This window comes from Actinomadura sp. 6K520, assembly GCF_004349245.1.
In the GTDB taxonomy this organism is placed as follows: domain Bacteria; phylum Actinomycetota; class Actinomycetes; order Streptosporangiales; family Streptosporangiaceae; genus Spirillospora.
This window is the reverse complement of sequence record NZ_SMLC01000001.1, coordinates 72,859-88,155: the sequence shown is the minus strand read 5'-3', so window position 1 is coordinate 88,155 and position 15,297 is coordinate 72,859. Positions and strand designations below refer to the sequence as shown.

Sequence of the window (15,297 nt, the reverse complement as noted above, 5' to 3'; positions counted from 1 at the left end):
CGAGAGTAACCAAGGACCCCGCGAGTTCCCGGGATGGGGAACGGGCGTGTTGGAGCCGGGTACCGGGGACGGGCCGCCCCCGGGCGGCGCCCGGAGCGGCGGCCGCGGGACGCGCGTCCCGCGGCCGGCCCGCCCGGGTCAGACCTCGACGACCACCGGGATGATCATCGGGCGGCGGCGGTAGTTGTCGCTCACCCACTTGCCGGCCGTGCGGCGGATCAGCTGGTGGAGCTGGTGCAGGTCGTTCACGCCGTTGCCGGCGGCGTCCCGCAGCACGTCCTCGATCCGGCCGATGACCTCGTCGAAGTCCTCGTTGAGGATGCCCGCGCCGCGGGCGTGTATCTCGGGCCCGGCGACGACCTTGCCGGACGTCGAGTCGATGCCGACGACGATGGAGACGAAGCCCTCCTCGCCGAGGATGCGCCGGTCCTTCAGCGACGTCTCGGTGACCTCGCCGACCGACAGGCCGTCCACGTACACGTACCCGGCGGGCACGGCGCCGACGATGCGGGCCCGCCCGGCCACGAGGTCGACGACGACGCCGTCCTCCGCGATGACGATCCGCTCGTCCGGGACGCCGGTGAGCGCGGCCAGCTTGGCGTGCGCGCGCAGGTGCCGCCACTCGCCGTGGATCGGCATGAAGTTGGCCGGCTTCGTCACGTTGAGGACGTACAGCAGCTCGCCCGCCGACGCGTGCCCGGACACGTGGACGAGCGCGTTGCCCTTGTGGACGACGCGGGCGCCCCACCGGGTCAGCCCGTTGATGACCCGGTTGACCGCGGTCTCGTTCCCCGGGATCAGCGACGATGCCAGCATCACGGTGTCGCGGTCGGTGATGCGGATGGAGTGGTCGCGGTTCGCCATCCGCGACAGCGCCGACATCGGCTCGCCCTGCGAGCCGGTGCACACCAGCACCAGCCGGTCGCCGGGGATGTCGTCCAGTTCCTTCTGGTCGACCATGATGCCGTCGGGCACGCTGAGGTAGCCGAGCTCGCGGGCGACGCCCATGTTGCGGACCATCGACCGGCCGACGAAGCAGACCTTGCGGCCGTTGGCGACAGCCGCGTCGAGGACCTGCTGGACGCGGTGGATGTGCGAGGCGAAGCAGGCGACGATCAGCCGTTCCTGCGCGGTGCGGAACACCTCGTCGACGACCGGGCCGATGTTGCGCTCGCTGGTGACGAAGCCGGGGACCTCGGAGTTGGTCGAGTCCGACATCAGCAGGTCGATGCCCTCGGCGCCGAGCCGGGCGAAGCCGGGCAGGTCGGTGAGCCGGCCGTCCAGCGGCAGCTGGTCCATCTTGAAGTCGCCGGTGTGCAGCACGAGCCCGGCCGGGGTGCGGACCGCGAGGGCCAGCGCGTCCGGGATCGAGTGGTTGACGGCGAGGAACTCGCAGCCGAACGGCCCGAAGTCGCGCCGCTCGCCCTCCTTGACGACGTCGGTGACCGGTTTGATGCGGTGCTCGGTGAGCTTGGCCTCCAGCAGCGCCAGCGTCAGCTTCGAGCCGATGAGCGGGATGTCGCGCCGCTCGCGCAGCAGGTAGGGCACGGCGCCGATGTGGTCCTCGTGGCCGTGCGTGAGGATGACCGCCTCGATGTCGTCCAGGCGGTCCCTGATGTATTCGAAGTCGGGCAGGATCAGGTCGACACCGGGCTGCTCGGTCTCGGGGAAGAGCACGCCGCAGTCCACGACGAGCAGCCGTCCGGCGTACTCGAACACGGTCATGTTGCGGCCGATCTCCCCGAGCCCGCCGAGCGCGACGATGCGCAGGCCGCCGTCGGGCGGCGCGGGCGGGTCCGACAGGTCCGGGTGAGGATGACTCACCGGGCGACCTCCGGGATGGTTGCCTCCGGCACTTTGACTCCCCCAATCGTGAGGTCTTCACGCAGTCGCGCCGCGAACTCCGGCGAGGCCTCCACCAGCGGCGCGCGGAGCGGGCCGCCTCCGGGAAGGCCGAGCAGGTTCAGCGCTGCCTTGACGGCGATGGCGCCCTGCGTACGGGTCATGATGGCGGTGACCACGGGAAGCAGCCGCCGATGGATCTCCAGCGCGCGCCCGTGGTCGCCGGCGCGGTATGCGTCGATCATCTCATGAAGCTCGGTACCCACGACATGTCCGACGACGCTGACGAACCCCGCCGCCCCGACCGACAGCCAGGGGAGGTTGAGATTGTCGTCGCCGGAGTACCAGACGAGGCCGGTCTCCACCATCACTCTGGACGCGCCGAAAAGGTCGCCCTTGGCGTCCTTGACGGCGACGATCCGCGGGTGCTCGGCGAGCTGCACCAGCGTGTCGTTCTCGATCGGCACCCCCGCGCGCCCGGGGATGTCGTACAGCATGGCGGGCAGCCCCGTCGCGTCGGCCACGGCCGTGAAGTGGCGGACGAGGCCCTCCTGCGGGGGCTTGTTGTAGTACGGCGTCACCACGAGCAGGCCGTGCGCGCCGGCGGCCTCGGCCTGCCGCGCGAGTTGCAGCGTGTGCTCCGTGTGGTTCGTCCCGGCACCGGCGACGATCACGGCGCGGTCGCCGACCGCCTCGATGACCGCGCGCAGCAGCTTGCTCTTCTCGTCGTCGCTCGTCGTCGGCGACTCGCCGGTCGTCCCGTTGACGACCAGGCCATCGTGGCGCCGCTCGTCGACCAGGTGGGTCGCGAGGCGCACGGCGCCGTCGTAGTCGACGCCGCCGTCCGGCAGGAACGGAGTGACCATGGCGGTCAGCATCCGTCCGAACGGAGCGTCAGGTGATGTGCTGGGTGCCATGCACCGAACGGTACCGCTCCGGCCGGACGAGGTGGACCCGCAGGTCCAAGCTGACCCGGAACGGGCGCGGAGCGGGCCGGGACCCGGTGCCCGGGGCGGGCGTGGAAGAAGCCGCCGCCACACGCTCGGGGGTACGCGTGGCGGCGGCTCCCACATCCCACATCGTGGCACGCAAATGCCGCGTTACGGGGTCAGTCCGGCCACTTCCCGGACTCGTTTGGATAACGTGACCCCGCGGTCATCTCGTGCAGCCGGACGCGCAGTTCCTCGACGTCGGGAGTGCGCACGAAGTCGTTGCCGCGGACGGCCCACCAGTGGCCGGATCCGCCCCGCCCGATCCGCCAGCCGGTGAACTCGGCCGACAGCTCGCCGAGCCGGTCGGCGGCATGCCACGCGGTCTGCTGAGTGCCCATCGGCCTCGTCCCCTTCCCTTGCCCTGCGTTCGGCCCGACCCCGACTTTGCCCGGTGCTCTACCCCGGCGGATACGCGGCTACCCAACCCTTTGTACCTACGCGGCTGACCGGTTCGTCACCTCTCCGTGCCGGGTTCGTCAGGCTCCCGTCCCCGACGCCGGGGCGGGCAGCCAGATGTCGCGATAACGTGCCCATTCGTCGGGCCGGGTCGTCCAGCCCGCGTACACGCCGACGCCGTAGGGGCGCTCCGGTGGCCGCTCCAGGTCATCGATCCCCCGCCGGACGCCGCGCAGCGCGACCGGCAGCGTCTCCGCCCACTCCACCAGGGGCCGGTAGGTCGGGACGCCCATGATGACGGTCGTGCGGTCGCCGATGAGCTCCAGCGTCGCGCGGGTGTGCCGGGCGAAGTGCCATCCGGTCAGCGCCTGCGTCGGCAGCGCCACGTCGTAGGTCATGATCGCGACCTGGTCGGCGCGGTCCGCGACCCGGCGCAGGAAGGCCGCGGTCGGCCGGGCCGGGTAGCGGACCGGGCCCGTGCGCGGGATGAGCGCCCGGTAGACGGGCTGGGCCGCGTCCACGAGCGTCAGCTGCTCCAGCGCCACCGACAGCAGCCTCCCCCGCGAGCGGGTGAGCTCGCGGGTGCGGTCCATGAGCGTCAGGAACGCCTCGTCGTCGGGGTAGATGGGTTCGAAGTCGTAGTGGATGCCGTCGAATCCGAGGTCGAGGAACGCCTCGTCGGTCTTGAGCACCCGCTCGCGGACGGCCGGGTCGTCCAGGTCGATGACCCCCTCGCCGTCCACCACCCGTATCTGCCCCAGGTACGCCTGGGCGCGGACGCCCGGCGCGTACTCGCGCATCGCCTCAATGAGGTCGCGGGCGTAGCGGTACTTGGCGGGGGGCACCGTTCCGTCGGCCTCGAACGGGCCCGTGTGGAAGTACACGTCGGTGATCCGGTTCTGTGCCAGCAGGTCCGCGAACGCGCGGTACTCCGCGTCCGTGTGCGGCTCCCCGACCCACTGGTGCCGCGCCCACAGCGCGTTCGCCTCGGTGCCCCGCGCCTCGGGCTCCTGCTGCCACCACACCCAGGCCCCGGCGAACACGAGGGCGGCGAGCCCCAGCGCGTAGGCCGTGGCCCAGCCCGCCCACCGGAGAACCCGGCCCAGTACAGCACGCCCCTTTTGCCTCATCGCGCAATGATCTCGGATCATCGGGGCGGTCTGGGACTCTCCGGCGGAGCTCGGCGCACCCGCGTCCGCTGGGTGAGGACCACGCAGACCAGGACGGCAACGGCGGCGAGCGCGGTGGCCAGATCGATCCGCTCGAAGAGGAAGATCCCCGACCACAGCAGCGTCAGCACCGGCTGGGCCAGCTGCACCTGGCTCGCGCGGGCGATCCCCGCCCGGGCCAGCCCCTCGTACCAGGCGAAGAAGCCGAGGTAGGCGGAGAACGCGGCGACGTACCCGAAGCCGAGCGCGGCGCGTCCCGTCCAGTCGGGGCCGGTCGTCGCCAGCAGCCATGCGGTCACGGGGACGGTGACGGGCGCGCAGAGCACGAGTGCCCAGGAGATGACGCGCCAGCCGGGCATGACCCGGGCCAGCCGCCCGCCCTCGGTGTAGCCGATCGCGGCGGCGCCCAGGGCGCCGAACAGCAGCAGGTCGGCGGCGGTGAGCCGCCCGGCGCCGCGCAGCAGGCCGAAGCCGGTGACGCACGCCGCCCCCGCCGCGCAGGCGAGCCAGAACGCGCCGGACGGCCGCTCGCCCGCCCGCAGGACGCCGCACATGGCGGTGGCGGCGGGCAGCAGCCCGACCACGACGGCCGAGTGCGAGGCCGAGGCGCCGTGGTCGAGCGCGAGCGTGCTCAGCACGGGGAACCCGAAGATCACGCCGGCGCCGGCGACCGCGAGCTGCGCCCACTGGCCGCCCCGCGGCGGCCGGGCTCCGGCCGCGAGCAGCGCGAGGCCCGCGAGAACGCTCGCGGCGGCCGCGCGGCCGATGCCGACGAGGTACGGGTCGAGGCCCTCCAGCGCGAAGACCGTGCCGGGGAGGGTGAAGGAGAAGACCAGGACGCCGAGGAAGGCGAGCCAGAGGCCGGGCCCGAGGACGGTGTCCGCCACCGGTATCGGCGTGCGGACAGTAGCGCTATCCTTAGCTCTCATGAAAAACGATAGCAGTGTGACGGTGCTCGCCGACGCACTGCGGGCCGAGCTCCGCCGGCTGAGCCCGGGCGAGCGCCTGCCGCCCAGCAGGGCGCTCGTCGAGCGGCACCGGGTCAGCCCGGTGACGGTGTCGCGCGCACTGGGCCTGCTCGCCGCGGAGGGCCTGATCGTCACCCGTCCCGGCAGCGGCGCGTTCGCCGCCGACCGCCCCGCGGCCGCCTCCGAACCGGCCGATCTCGGCTGGCAGGCGGTGGCGCTCGGCGACCGCTCGGTGGACTCGGCCGGAGTCTCCTGGCTCCTCACCCCCGCTCCGGAAGGGGTGGTCGCGCTCAGCGGCGGCTACCTGGCCCCGGCGCTCCAGCCGGTCCGCGCGCTGGCCACGGCGGCGGCGCGGGCGGCCCGGCGCCCGGACGCCTGGGAGGTGCCGGACCCCGGCGGGATCCCCGGGCTGCGCGCCTGGTTCGCCCGGACGGTCGGCGGCGCCGTCTCCCCCGCCGAGGTGCTCATCACCGGCGGGGGGCAGCAGTCGCTGGCGACCGTCCTGCGCGCGCTGCTGCCGCCGGGGGCGCCGCTGCTCGTCGAGTCGCCGACCTACCTCGGTGTCCTCGCCGTCGCGCGGGCGAGCGGGCTGCACCCCGTCCCGGTCCCGGTGGACGCGGACGGCGTGCGTCCCGGCCTGCTCGCCGAGGCGTTCGCGATGAGCGGCGCGCGGGCGTTCTACTGCCAGCCCGCCTTCCACAATCCGACCGGCGCCGTGCTGGGCGCCGACCGGCGCGCGAAGGTCCTCGACGTGGCCCGCGCGGCGGGCGCGTTCGTGATCGAGGACGATTACGCGCGGCACCTCGGCGTCACCGCGCCCCCTCCGCCGCCGCTGGCCGCCGCGGACGCCGAGGGCCGCGTCGTGCACATCGCGTCGCTGACCAAGGCCACCGGGCCCAGCCTGCGGGTCGCGGCGGTCATCGCCCGCGGCCCGGTCGCCGAGCGGATCCGCGCCGCGCAGCTCGTCGGGGAGTTCTTCCCCGCCAAGCCGCTGCAGGAGACGCTGCTGGAGCTCGTGAGCTCGCCCGGCTGGCCGCGGCACCTCCGGTCCGTCCGCGCCGCGCTCCGGGCGCGCCGGGACGCGACCCTGGCCGCGCTGGCCCGCGACCTGCCGGACCTCCGCGTGAACCGCCCGTCCGGCGGTCTCCACCTGTGGCTGAGACTGCCGGACGGCACGGACGACACCGCGCTGGCGGAGGCGGCCCTGCGGGCCGGGGTGCTGGTCAGCGCGGGACGCCCCTTCTTCCCCGCCGAGGCGTCCGCCCCGCATCTGCGGATCAGCTACGGGACGGCGGCCTCGGAGGCCGAGCTGGTGGAGGGCGTCCGCCGACTCGCGGGCGTCCTGCGCTCATAAGGCGCCGCACACACGGTTCCCGGGCCTCACGACTCCCTGCAGAAGCAGAACTCGTTGCCCTCCGGGTCGCGCCAGACGCGGAACGACGCGGCGGGGTCGCCCAGCGGGTGCGTGGCCGGAGTCGCGCCGAGGGCGGCGGCGCGCTCCCCCGCGGCCTGGACGTCGGGCACCTCCAGGTCCAGATGGAGGCGGTTCTTCTTCGTCTTGCGCTCGGGGACGCGCTGGAACGACAGGATCGGCCCGTTCTCGCCGAGCGGCTCGAGGTCGAGCCAGTCGTCGCTCACCTCCGTCGTCTTCATGCCGAGCAGCCCGCCCCAGAACGCCGCCATGGCCGCCAGGTCGGAACAGTCGATGACGAGGTTGGTCACCTTCGGGACCGCGCCGCTCATCGCGCACCGCCCATCTGCCGGACGTCCCGCGCCGGACGCGCTGCGGCGCGCGCGCAGTGGAGCTCGGGCCGGCGGGACCGGCGCACCGGACGCAGTCCGCCGAACCGGTCGCGGAGCAGCGCGCGCCTGCGGGCGGCCCTTTCGGCGGACCGGGCGTGGGCGATGAGCCGCGCTTCGACGATGTCGGCCGTGAGCCGGGCGTACTCGCGCCCGGCCCACTCGTGCCGCTGCGCCAGCGCCGCCATGTACGGCAGCTCGTTCATGGTCTGTCTCCATTCCTTGACACCACCTAAACGGTAACGACGGTGTCGAGGAATTGCAACCAGTCAAAGCCGAACACTGGTGTTGCAGGTTGGTAGACTGCGCGTGTACAGGCAGGAGGGGCGATGACCGGCACCCACGACGACCCCGCGCTGCTGCTCAGGGACTTCGTCAACACCTACGACGTCGAGCCCGGCAGGGAGGATCTCCCGACGCCCGAGCGGCTCGCCGGGTGGCTGGCCGGGTACCGGCTCGTCCCCGAGGGCACCGCGGCCACCGCGGCCGACCTGGCGACCGCGATCGTGCTGCGCGACGGGCTGCGCGAGGCCATGGCCGCCCACCACGCCCGGCGCGACGCCGACCTCCCGGAGGAACTGGAGGACGCCCTGGCCACGCTGCCCCTGCGGCTCACGCTCACGGGCCCGCGGCCGGGGCTCGTCCCGCTCGACCCGCCCGCGACCGCCGCGGCCGGCCTGGCCCGCCTCGCCGCCGCGATCACCGATGCCGCCGCCGCCGGAACCTGGCCGCGGCTCAAGGTCTGCCAGGAGTCCACCTGCCGCTGGGCGTTCCTGGACACCTCCAAGAACCGGTCCCGCGCCTGGTGCTCCATGAGCACCTGCGGGAACCGCACCAAGACCCGCGCCTACCGGGCGCGCCGCCGTCCACCGGCCGGATGACGCGCGCCGCTCGCTAGGGTGGACGGTGAACTTCCGCAGGAGAGGACGGGCGACGCCATGGCCGATGCCGGAGTGCGGCCCGCGCGGCGGGCGGACGCCGCCGCCGTCGCCGACATCCAGGTGCGCGCCTGGCGGCAGGGCTACCGCGACCTGCTCCCGGAGGGCGTCCTCGACCGGGTCACCGGGCCCGAAGCGGCCGAGGCGTGGCGCGACCGGTGGGCGGAGGCGGCGACCGCTCCGCCGAGCCCCCGGCACCGGCTCCTGGTCGCGGTGGCGTCCGACCTCGTCGTCGGGTTCGCCGCCCACGGCCCCGCCGAGGACCCCGATCTCGACCCCGGCGACACGGCCGAGCTGATCACTTTGCTGGTCGACCCGATGCACGCCCGCGCCGGGCACGGCAGCCGGCTGCTCGCCGCGACCGCCGACCTGCTGCGCGAGGACGGCTTCGGCGTCCTGATCACCTGGGCGTTCGAGGACGACGAGGTGACGCGGACGTTCCTCGCCTCCGCCGGATGGGCGCCGGACGGCGCGTCCAGGACCCTCGACATGGGGGAACCCGTGCGGCAGATCCGGCTGCACACCGACATCGGCGTGCGGGAGGACGAGTTCGGCAGGGGCCGGTGAAGGGCATGGGCGACCCGGCCATATCTTTGAAGCCGTGCCCGAGTCCACCTCCCTGACGCCGCCGCGCGCCCCTGCGGCGTCACCCGCCGCGGGCCGCCGCCGCTGGATGGGCATGGTCGTCATCAGCCTCGGCGTCTCGCTCATCGTCGTGGACGCCACGATCGTGGGCGTGCTGCTGCCCAGGATCATCACCGACCTGCGGCTCACGACCACGGACGCCGAGTGGGTCACGTCGGTGTACGCGCTGGTGTTCGCGGCGCTGCTGATCCCGTTCGGGCGGGCCGGCGACCTGTTCGGGCGCCGCCGGATGTTCGTGATCGGCATGGCGGTGTTCACCGTGGCGAGCGTCGCCGCCGCGCGCGCCGGCGACGGCTCGGCGCTGATCGGCGCGCGGGCGCTGCAGGGCGTCGGCGCCTCGATGATCCTGCCGGCGACGCTGTCGACGGTGAACTCGGTGTTCACCGGCCGGGAGCGCGCCGTCGCCTTCGGGATCTGGGGATCGGTGATCAGCGGGATGGCCGCGCTCGGGCCGCTGGCCGGCGGGGCCCTCGCCACCGCCGGCGGCTGGCGCTGGGCGTTCGGGGTCAACCTGCCGCTCGGCGTCGCGCTGATCGCCGCGGCGCTCGCGCTGATGCCGGAGACGCGGGCGGCCCGCGCCGGGAACGCGCGGCGCGAGATCGACTGGCCCGGCGGCGTGCTGTCGGCGCTCGGGCTCGGCGCGCTCGTGTGCGGGATCATCGAGGGCCAGACGTACGGCTGGTGGACCGCGACGCGGCCGTTCACGGCGGCGGGGTTCCCATGGCCGGAGGGCGGGCTGTCGCCGGTCCCCGTCGTCCTCGCCCTCGCGGCCGGGCTGCTCGCGGCGCTGATCGTCGTGGAGCGCTCCCGGGCCGCCGCGGGACGCGCGGTGATGCTCGACCTGGAGCTGTTCCGGATCCCCAACTTCCGCCGCGGGAACATCGCGTCGGCCCTCATCAACGTCGGAGAGCTCGGGCTGCTGTTCGTCCTGCCGCTGTTCCTGCTGGGCGTGCACGGCACGAGCCCGTTGCAGATCAGCGTGGCGATACTGCCGCTTGCGGCAGGCGCCTTCATGGCAGGCGGGTTCGCGGGCAGGCTCGCCAACAGGCACGGCCCGCACCGGATCGTGCAGGCCGGCATGGTGCTGGAGGTCGCCGCCGTCCTCGCGCTCGCCCTCACGGTCTCCGCGACCACCGGCGGGCTCGGGCTCGCGCCGTGGATGCTGCTGTACGGGCTAGGTCTCGGCCTGACCTCGGCCCAGCTGACGAACGTGTCGCTCGCGGACGTCCCGCCGGAGCAGTCGGGGCAGGCGTCCGGCACGCAGTCCACGGCACGGCAGGTCGGCGCGGCCCTCGGCATCGCCGCCATCGGGACGGTGTTCGCGACCAGCCTCGGGCACACGATGACCGACCGGCTGTCCGGCTCCGCCCTCCCGCCGGAACGCCGGGCGGCCATCGCGCACGACCTGCGGGAGAGCGCCGGGACCTCCGGGCGCGACCTGCACGCCGCCCCCGGGATGGCCGCCGAGGCCCGCGCCGCGGACGAGAGCCTCGCCGCCGCCACCCGGCACGCCTCGCTCACCACGGCGGCGATCCTCGCGCTCGGACTCGCCATGTCGCTGCGGCTGCGCCCCGGTGGTGATCATCGGGGAGAATCGAAGCGCTAGTCCCCCTGTCGTCCCACGAGAACAAGCGGTAACTGTGGCCACGCTCTCCCAATGGGTCGCCGGATCCCGGCCCCGCACCCTGCCCGCGTCCCTCGTCCCCGTCGTCGTCGGTACCGGCGTCGCCGCCGGGGAGGGCCAGGCCGTCTGGTGGCGCGCGCTGCTGGCGGCGTTCGTCGCCCTCGTGCTGCAGATCGGGGTGAACTACTCCAACGACTACAGCGACGGCGTCCGCGGCACCGACGAGGACCGCGTCGGCCCGCTCCGCCTCGTCGGGTCGAAGGCGGCGCCGCCGAAGCAGGTCCTCGCCGCCGCGCTCGGCAGCTTCCTCGCGGCCGCCGTCGCCGGCCTCGTGCTCGCCGCCGTGACGACCTGGTGGCTGCTGCTGGTCGGCGCGCTGGCGATCCTCGCGGCCTGGTTCTACACGGGCGGCAGCACCCCGTACGGCTACCGGGCGCTCGGCGAGGTGTCGGTGTTCGTATTCTTCGGCCTCGTCGCCGTCGTCGGGACGGTGTACGTGCAGGTCGAGGCGCTGCCGTGGGAGGCGTGGGCGGCGGCCGTGCCGATCGGGCTGCTGGCCTGCGGGCTGCTCGTCGCCAACAACCTGCGCGACATCCCCACCGACCGCGAGTCGGGCAAGCGGACCCTCGCCGTCCTCCTCGGCGACCCCTGGACCCGGATCCTGTACGCGGCGTGCACCGCGCTGCCGTTCATGTTCGTCCTGGCGCTGGCGGCGCCGCGCCCGTGGGTGCTGATCACCCTGCTCGCGGCGCCGCTCTCCCTGCCGCCCACGCAGAAGGTGCTGGGCGGCGCGACCGGCCCCGACCTGGTCCCGGTCCTGGGCGAGACCGGACGCCTCCAGATCGCCTACGGCGTCCTGCTCGCCATCGGCCTGGCGCTCTGACGCCGGGGATCGGGCACCGGGAACGGGCCGCGCCGCCGGCGGACTACCCCCAGTCGATCTCGGGGAGGCCGGCGTCGACCAGGGCCTTGTTGACGGCGCTGAACGGGCGCGTCCCGAAGAACTTCCTGGCGCTGAGCGGGCTGGGGTGCGCCGACTCGATCACCGTGTGGTGCGCCCCCGTGATCAGCCGCGCCTTCTTGCGCGCGTAGGCGCCCCAGAGCACGAACACCACCCGGTCGGACTTGTCGTTCAGCGCGCGGATCGCGGCGTCGGTGAAGTCCTCCCAGCCCTTGCCGGCGTGCGATCCCGCCTCCCCGCCGCGGACGGTCAGCACCGCGTTCAGCAGCAGCACGCCCTGGGCGGCCCACCGGGTCAGGTCACCGGACTTCGCGACCGGCACGTCCAGGTCGGTGGCCAGTTCCTTGTAGATGTTGCGCAGCGACGGAGGCAGCCGCACCCCGTCGCGCACGCTGAAGCTGAGCCCGTGCGCCTGGCCGGGGCCGTGGTAGGGGTCCTGCCCGAGGATCAGGACGCGGGCGTCGTCGAACGAGCAGTGCCGGAACGCGCTGAACAGGTCCTCGCGCGGCGGGTAGACGGTCTGCGCCTCGTACTCCCCCGCGACGAACGCGCCCAGCGCGGCGGTGGCGAGCGGGTCGAGCAGCGGGTCGAGCCGCCGCCGCCAGTCACCGGGCAGCATCTCCAGCAGGTCGAGGGACATCGTCGGGCCTCCGCGGACGTGATCTCCAGTTGCCGGAAACACTAGTGCGGGCCACTGACACGCCAGGCCGAATCCCGCGACCCCGGGGGCGCCGACCCTAGGATGAGGCCGTATGCCCGATTCCCCCCGTCGGCGGCGTCTCCGCGCGTCCACCGCGCTTCTCGCCTTCCTCCTTCCCGTGCTCGGCGCGGGCTGCGGCGGCTCCTCCGGGCCGGCGACGCTCACCGTCCTGGCGACCTCGTCGCTGAAGGAGGTGTTCGGCGAGATGGGGGCGGCCTACCGGCACGCGCATCCCGGGGTCGGGCTGAAGTTCGAGTTCGGCGCCATGCCCGAGATGGCCGACCGGCTGTCCGGCCATGACCCGGGCGACGTCCTCGTGACCGCGGACATGGCGAGCATGGAAGAAGCCGGCGAGTACCTGGTGGGACGCCGCCGCATCGTCGCCCACAACTCGCTCACCATCGCCGTCGCCCCCGGCAACCCCTACCGCATCCGCGGCCTGCCCGACCTCGCCAGGCCGAGGCTGCGGGTGGTGGTCGGCGCCGAGACCGTCCCGGTGGGCCGCTACACGCGCCAGGTCCTCACGAAGGCGGGCCTGACCGTCCGGTCCGGATCGCAGGTGATCAGCGCGCGGGCCGCCCTCGACCGGGTGCGGGCCGGCGAGGCGGACGCGGGGATCGTCTACATCACCGACCTGCGCTCGGCGGGCGTCGCCGTGAGCAGCGTCCCGATCCCGGCGGACCTGAACATCACCGCGGCCTTCGCCGCCGCGACCGTCCGGGACACCGACCACGAGGACGAGGCGGACGCGTTCGTGGCGTGGCTGACCACCCCGCCCGCCCAGACCGTGTTCCACAAACACGGCTTCGCCCTCCCGCCCGCCTCGCGGTGACCACCCGGCGAGATCACGGGATCCGGGCACGCTGACTACACACGGTATCTAAACTGACGGGAGCCGAGCGTGATGGAGGAACCACCCAAAGTGAGCACACTCGCTACTATTCACCACCACCGCGAGCTCCCCGACACCCCCTACAACCTCTGGATGCGGGACGAACTCGCCCGAGCCCTTCGGGCTGGAGATCCCCACGGACGAATGGGAGCCGTGGCAGAGAAGCTGATGATCAGCCGACGCCGCCGGCGGTCTGCGACCGGCTGAGGCGGGGGAGGCCGATCGGGTTGGGGAAGGGCATCTCGTTCGCCAGCGCCATCGCCGCCGGGACGAGCGCCTCGTGGAGCGCCTCGGGTGCGTCCAGGACCCCGTACGGGGGTGCGGCGAGTTCGTCGGTCAGCCGTTCGATCCGCGCTCTCAAGGCCTTCCCCTCCTCGGTGGCCTCCCCGTCCGCCAGCAGGCCGCGCTCGGCCAGTGCGCCGGCCGCCGCGTTCCACTCCTCCGGTGACCAGCCGCGGCTCTCCCGCAGCCACTCCCCCGAGACCGTTCCGACGGCGGACGCCAGGACGTTCGCCTCCAGGCCGCTGAGCCCTTCCGCGACGAGGAGGGCGATGTGCCCGTCGCCGCGGTGCTCCCGCAGCGCCGTCGCCGCCTGCCAGAGTGCCTCCACGGGGTCGTCCGGGACGGGCATCTCCCGGTTGGCGGTGAACAGCGCGCGCCCTCCGCCGTCCGCCGCCAGCACGACCTCGTGCAGCCGCGGCGCCGCCGTGGCCGCCACGTCCTCGATCCCGGGGAAGGCCCTGCGCATCGCCCGCGCCGCCGCCGCACCCCGCACCGCCAGAATGCGCTCCGGCGACGCGAATCCCCACGCGTCCGGGACGGCCCGCCGCACCCGCGCCGGATGGAATCCGAAGAACGTCGCCTCGATCGTCCCGGCGGACACGGCCCCGAGCGGCGCGCCCCGGCTGCCGAAGTAGCCCATCCAGTAGCCCTTGAGGCCGGCCTCCCTGTTCGCCGTCCGGCACTCCTCCGAGAAGTACGTCACCGCGTGCAGCGGTTCGATGACCTTCCACATGTCCCGCGCGAGCTTGGCATCCATCCGCCGAACGCTAAGCCCACCGCGACCCGCGCACAAGGTCGTCACATGGCGGGGATCGCGGCGGGGCGTGGCATGGCCTTGAGGGCCTCCAGGACCCGCGCAGGCGGGGCCGCGTGGACGGTGGGGCAGATCGGGTCACCGGGGTAGGCGAGGCGGTTCTCGGACGCGGAGAAGTGGACGTCGATGCCGGGTTTGTTGCCCCGCGGGTCGAGGTAGACCCAGCGGTCGTCGACCAGGGCGGCGGTGAGACCGTGCAGGACTCCCGAGGAATGCTGGTAGCACAGGCCCGCCTGGATTCCGCCCGCGCGCAGGAGGGCGACGTAGGCGTGGGACTTGGCATAGCAGAGGCCGGTGCGCTGGTCGAGGACGTCGGAGGCGCGCCAGGGGACGCGGGGGTCACCGGCGTCCATGGAGTGCGCGACCCGGTCCCGGACGTGGTCGAACGCCGCGTGCGCGTAGGCGATGTCGTCGCCGGTGCGCAGTTCCGAGGCGATCGACTGGACGAGCGGGTGCTCGATGTCGATCGCCTCGGACGCGGCGAGGTAGTCCCAGGGTTCGCCGGTGAAGTCCATCAGAGGCCGAGGAGGGTCTCGATGCCGAGGGTGAGGCGGTCGAGCTCCGGGACCTTGCGGACGGCGAGGAGGACCCCCGGCATGAACGACTCGCGGTCCATCGCGTCGTGCCGGATGGTGAAGATCTCGCCGTGGCCGCCGAGGACGACCTCCTGGTGGGCGACGGCGCCGGAGAGCCGGACGGCGTGCACGCGGACGCCGTCGACGTCGGCGCCCCGGGCGCCCGCGACCTCGGAGGTGGTGGCGTCGGGGGGCGGGGGCGTGCCCGCCTCGGCGCGGGCGGCGGCGACCAGTTCGGCGGTGCGGTAGGCGGTGCCGGACGGGGCGTCGACCTTGTCCGGGTGGTGCGTCTCGACGATCTCGACGGAGTCGAAGAACGGGGCCGCCTTCTGCGCGAAGTGCATCATCAGGACCGCGCCGATGCCGAAGTTCGGGGCGATCAGGACGTTGCCGGCCGAGTCGTCGGTCAGCCAGGACCGGACGGTGTCGAGGCGGGGCGGGTCGAAGCCGCTGGTGCCGACGACGGCGTGCAGGCCGTGCTCGACGCACCATCTGAGGTTGTCCATGACGACGCCGGGGTGGGTGAAGTCGACGACGACCTCGGCGGCGGTCAGCGCGTCGAGCGCGTCGCCCTCGTCGACGGCGGCGACGAGCTCCATGTCGCCGGCCCCCTGCACCGCGCGGCAGACCTCGGCGCCCATGCGGCCCCGTGCCCCCAGCACCCCGACCTTGATCACGTGTTCCTCCCGGTTGGCGTCC

Annotated in this window: 17 protein-coding genes; 6 read left to right on the top strand and 11 right to left on the bottom strand. The window is 73.7% G+C overall.

Features of this window, described 5'->3' with window-relative positions; translation table 11 throughout:
* Positions 1 to 138: 138 nt before the first annotated feature.
* The 5 genes from E1289_RS00475 to E1289_RS00455 form a co-directional block, all read right to left on the bottom strand.
* The gene (locus tag E1289_RS00475) at positions 139 to 1,824 is read right to left on the bottom strand and encodes a ribonuclease J (RefSeq protein ID WP_131974059.1); all 1,686 of its coding nucleotides are present in this window, start codon (positions 1,822 to 1,824) and stop codon (positions 139 to 141) included.
* Positions 1,821 to 2,759, bottom strand: coding sequence for a 4-hydroxy-tetrahydrodipicolinate synthase (gene dapA, locus E1289_RS00470; RefSeq protein ID WP_131974058.1), 939 nt, complete (start codon positions 2,757 to 2,759; stop codon positions 1,821 to 1,823). The genes E1289_RS00475 and dapA overlap by 4 nt, the downstream gene beginning before the upstream one ends.
* Positions 2,760 to 2,950: 191 nt before the next feature.
* Entirely contained in the window at positions 2,951 to 3,172 is a 222-nt protein-coding gene (locus E1289_RS00465; protein WP_131974057.1) for a hypothetical protein, read from the bottom strand.
* Between the two features lie 138 nt (positions 3,173 to 3,310).
* On the bottom strand, positions 3,311 to 4,360 hold the full coding sequence (locus E1289_RS00460; protein ID WP_243712509.1) for a hypothetical protein: 1,050 nt from the start codon (positions 4,358 to 4,360) through the stop codon (positions 3,311 to 3,313).
* A 17-nt stretch (positions 4,361 to 4,377) separates the two neighbouring features.
* Positions 4,378 to 5,286 (bottom strand): DMT family transporter, encoded by a 909-nt coding sequence (locus tag E1289_RS00455; RefSeq protein WP_243712508.1) that lies wholly within the window; start codon positions 5,284 to 5,286, stop codon positions 4,378 to 4,380.
* Positions 5,287 to 5,326: 40 nt separating this feature from the next.
* On the opposite strand from E1289_RS00455, the gene E1289_RS00450 reads away from it, so the two are divergent.
* On the top strand, positions 5,327 to 6,721 hold the full coding sequence (locus tag E1289_RS00450; RefSeq protein ID WP_131974055.1) for a PLP-dependent aminotransferase family protein: 1,395 nt from the start codon (positions 5,327 to 5,329) through the stop codon (positions 6,719 to 6,721).
* A gap of 26 nt (positions 6,722 to 6,747) precedes the next feature.
* Here E1289_RS00450 and E1289_RS00445 read toward each other — a convergent pair whose 3' ends face one another.
* Entirely contained in the window at positions 6,748 to 7,110 is a 363-nt protein-coding gene (locus E1289_RS00445; protein ID WP_131974054.1) for a VOC family protein, read from the bottom strand.
* Positions 7,107 to 7,373, bottom strand: a complete 267-nt coding sequence (locus E1289_RS00440; protein ID WP_131974053.1) for a hypothetical protein — start codon at positions 7,371 to 7,373, stop codon at positions 7,107 to 7,109. Before E1289_RS00440 ends, E1289_RS00445 begins: the two co-directional genes overlap by 4 nt.
* A 123-nt stretch (positions 7,374 to 7,496) precedes the next feature.
* Between E1289_RS00440 and E1289_RS00435 the strand changes: the two genes are divergently transcribed.
* The 4 genes from E1289_RS00435 to E1289_RS00420 are packed head-to-tail and all read left to right on the top strand — an operon-like array spanning position 7,497 to position 11,257.
* Entirely contained in the window at positions 7,497 to 8,048 is a 552-nt protein-coding gene (locus E1289_RS00435; protein ID WP_131974052.1) for a CGNR zinc finger domain-containing protein, read from the top strand.
* A 57-nt stretch (positions 8,049 to 8,105) separates the two neighbouring features.
* Positions 8,106 to 8,672, top strand: a complete 567-nt coding sequence (locus E1289_RS00430) for a GNAT family N-acetyltransferase (protein ID WP_131974051.1) — start codon at positions 8,106 to 8,108, stop codon at positions 8,670 to 8,672.
* Positions 8,673 to 8,706: 34 nt separating this feature from the next.
* Entirely contained in the window at positions 8,707 to 10,356 is a 1,650-nt protein-coding gene (locus E1289_RS00425; RefSeq protein WP_243712507.1) for an MFS transporter, read from the top strand.
* Between the two features lie 34 nt (positions 10,357 to 10,390).
* Complete coding sequence (locus E1289_RS00420; RefSeq protein ID WP_131974050.1) at positions 10,391 to 11,257, top strand: 1,4-dihydroxy-2-naphthoate polyprenyltransferase; 867 nt, start codon at positions 10,391 to 10,393, stop codon at positions 11,255 to 11,257.
* Between the two features lie 43 nt (positions 11,258 to 11,300).
* Here E1289_RS00420 and E1289_RS00415 read toward each other — a convergent pair whose 3' ends face one another.
* Entirely contained in the window at positions 11,301 to 11,975 is a 675-nt protein-coding gene (locus tag E1289_RS00415; protein WP_131974049.1) for a uracil-DNA glycosylase, read from the bottom strand.
* Between the two features lie 112 nt (positions 11,976 to 12,087).
* Between E1289_RS00415 and modA the strand changes: the two genes are divergently transcribed.
* Complete coding sequence (gene modA / locus E1289_RS00410) at positions 12,088 to 12,867, top strand: molybdate ABC transporter substrate-binding protein (protein WP_131974048.1); 780 nt, start codon at positions 12,088 to 12,090, stop codon at positions 12,865 to 12,867.
* A 232-nt stretch (positions 12,868 to 13,099) separates the two neighbouring features.
* Here modA and E1289_RS00405 read toward each other — a convergent pair whose 3' ends face one another.
* The 3 genes from E1289_RS00405 to dapB are packed head-to-tail and all read right to left on the bottom strand — an operon-like array spanning position 13,100 to position 15,275.
* On the bottom strand, positions 13,100 to 13,966 hold the full coding sequence (locus E1289_RS00405; RefSeq protein WP_131974047.1) for a hypothetical protein: 867 nt from the start codon (positions 13,964 to 13,966) through the stop codon (positions 13,100 to 13,102).
* Positions 13,967 to 14,007: 41 nt separating this feature from the next.
* A complete protein-coding gene (locus E1289_RS00400; RefSeq protein ID WP_131974046.1) occupies positions 14,008 to 14,538 on the bottom strand; it encodes a transglutaminase family protein in 531 nt (176 codons plus the stop codon).
* The gene (dapB, locus tag E1289_RS00395; RefSeq protein ID WP_131974045.1) at positions 14,538 to 15,275 is read right to left on the bottom strand and encodes a 4-hydroxy-tetrahydrodipicolinate reductase; all 738 of its coding nucleotides are present in this window, start codon (positions 15,273 to 15,275) and stop codon (positions 14,538 to 14,540) included. The genes E1289_RS00400 and dapB overlap by 1 nt, the downstream gene beginning before the upstream one ends.
* Positions 15,276 to 15,297: the final 22 nt, after the last annotated feature.

Excerpts from the sequence above, each read along its gene's own strand:
- dapA (WP_131974058.1), bottom strand. The coding sequence starts at position 2,759 with ATGGCACCCAGCACATCACCTGACGCTCCGTTCGGACGGATGCTGACC.
- E1289_RS00465 (WP_131974057.1), bottom strand. The coding sequence starts at position 3,172 with ATGGGCACTCAGCAGACCGCGTGGCATGCCGCCGACCGGCTCGGCGAG.
- E1289_RS00460 (WP_243712509.1), bottom strand. The coding sequence starts at position 4,360 with ATGAGGCAAAAGGGGCGTGCTGTACTGGGCCGGGTTCTCCGGTGGGCG.
- E1289_RS00450 (WP_131974055.1), top strand. The coding sequence starts at position 5,327 with ATGAAAAACGATAGCAGTGTGACGGTGCTCGCCGACGCACTGCGGGCC.
- E1289_RS00445 (WP_131974054.1), bottom strand. The coding sequence starts at position 7,110 with ATGAGCGGCGCGGTCCCGAAGGTGACCAACCTCGTCATCGACTGTTCC.
- E1289_RS00440 (WP_131974053.1), bottom strand. The coding sequence starts at position 7,373 with ATGAACGAGCTGCCGTACATGGCGGCGCTGGCGCAGCGGCACGAGTGG.
- E1289_RS00435 (WP_131974052.1), top strand. The coding sequence starts at position 7,497 with ATGACCGGCACCCACGACGACCCCGCGCTGCTGCTCAGGGACTTCGTC.
- E1289_RS00430 (WP_131974051.1), top strand. The coding sequence starts at position 8,106 with ATGGCCGATGCCGGAGTGCGGCCCGCGCGGCGGGCGGACGCCGCCGCC.
- E1289_RS00415 (WP_131974049.1), bottom strand. The coding sequence starts at position 11,975 with ATGTCCCTCGACCTGCTGGAGATGCTGCCCGGTGACTGGCGGCGGCGG.
- modA (WP_131974048.1), top strand. The coding sequence starts at position 12,088 with ATGCCCGATTCCCCCCGTCGGCGGCGTCTCCGCGCGTCCACCGCGCTT.
- E1289_RS00405 (WP_131974047.1), bottom strand. The coding sequence starts at position 13,966 with ATGGATGCCAAGCTCGCGCGGGACATGTGGAAGGTCATCGAACCGCTG.
- E1289_RS00400 (WP_131974046.1), bottom strand. The coding sequence starts at position 14,538 with ATGGACTTCACCGGCGAACCCTGGGACTACCTCGCCGCGTCCGAGGCG.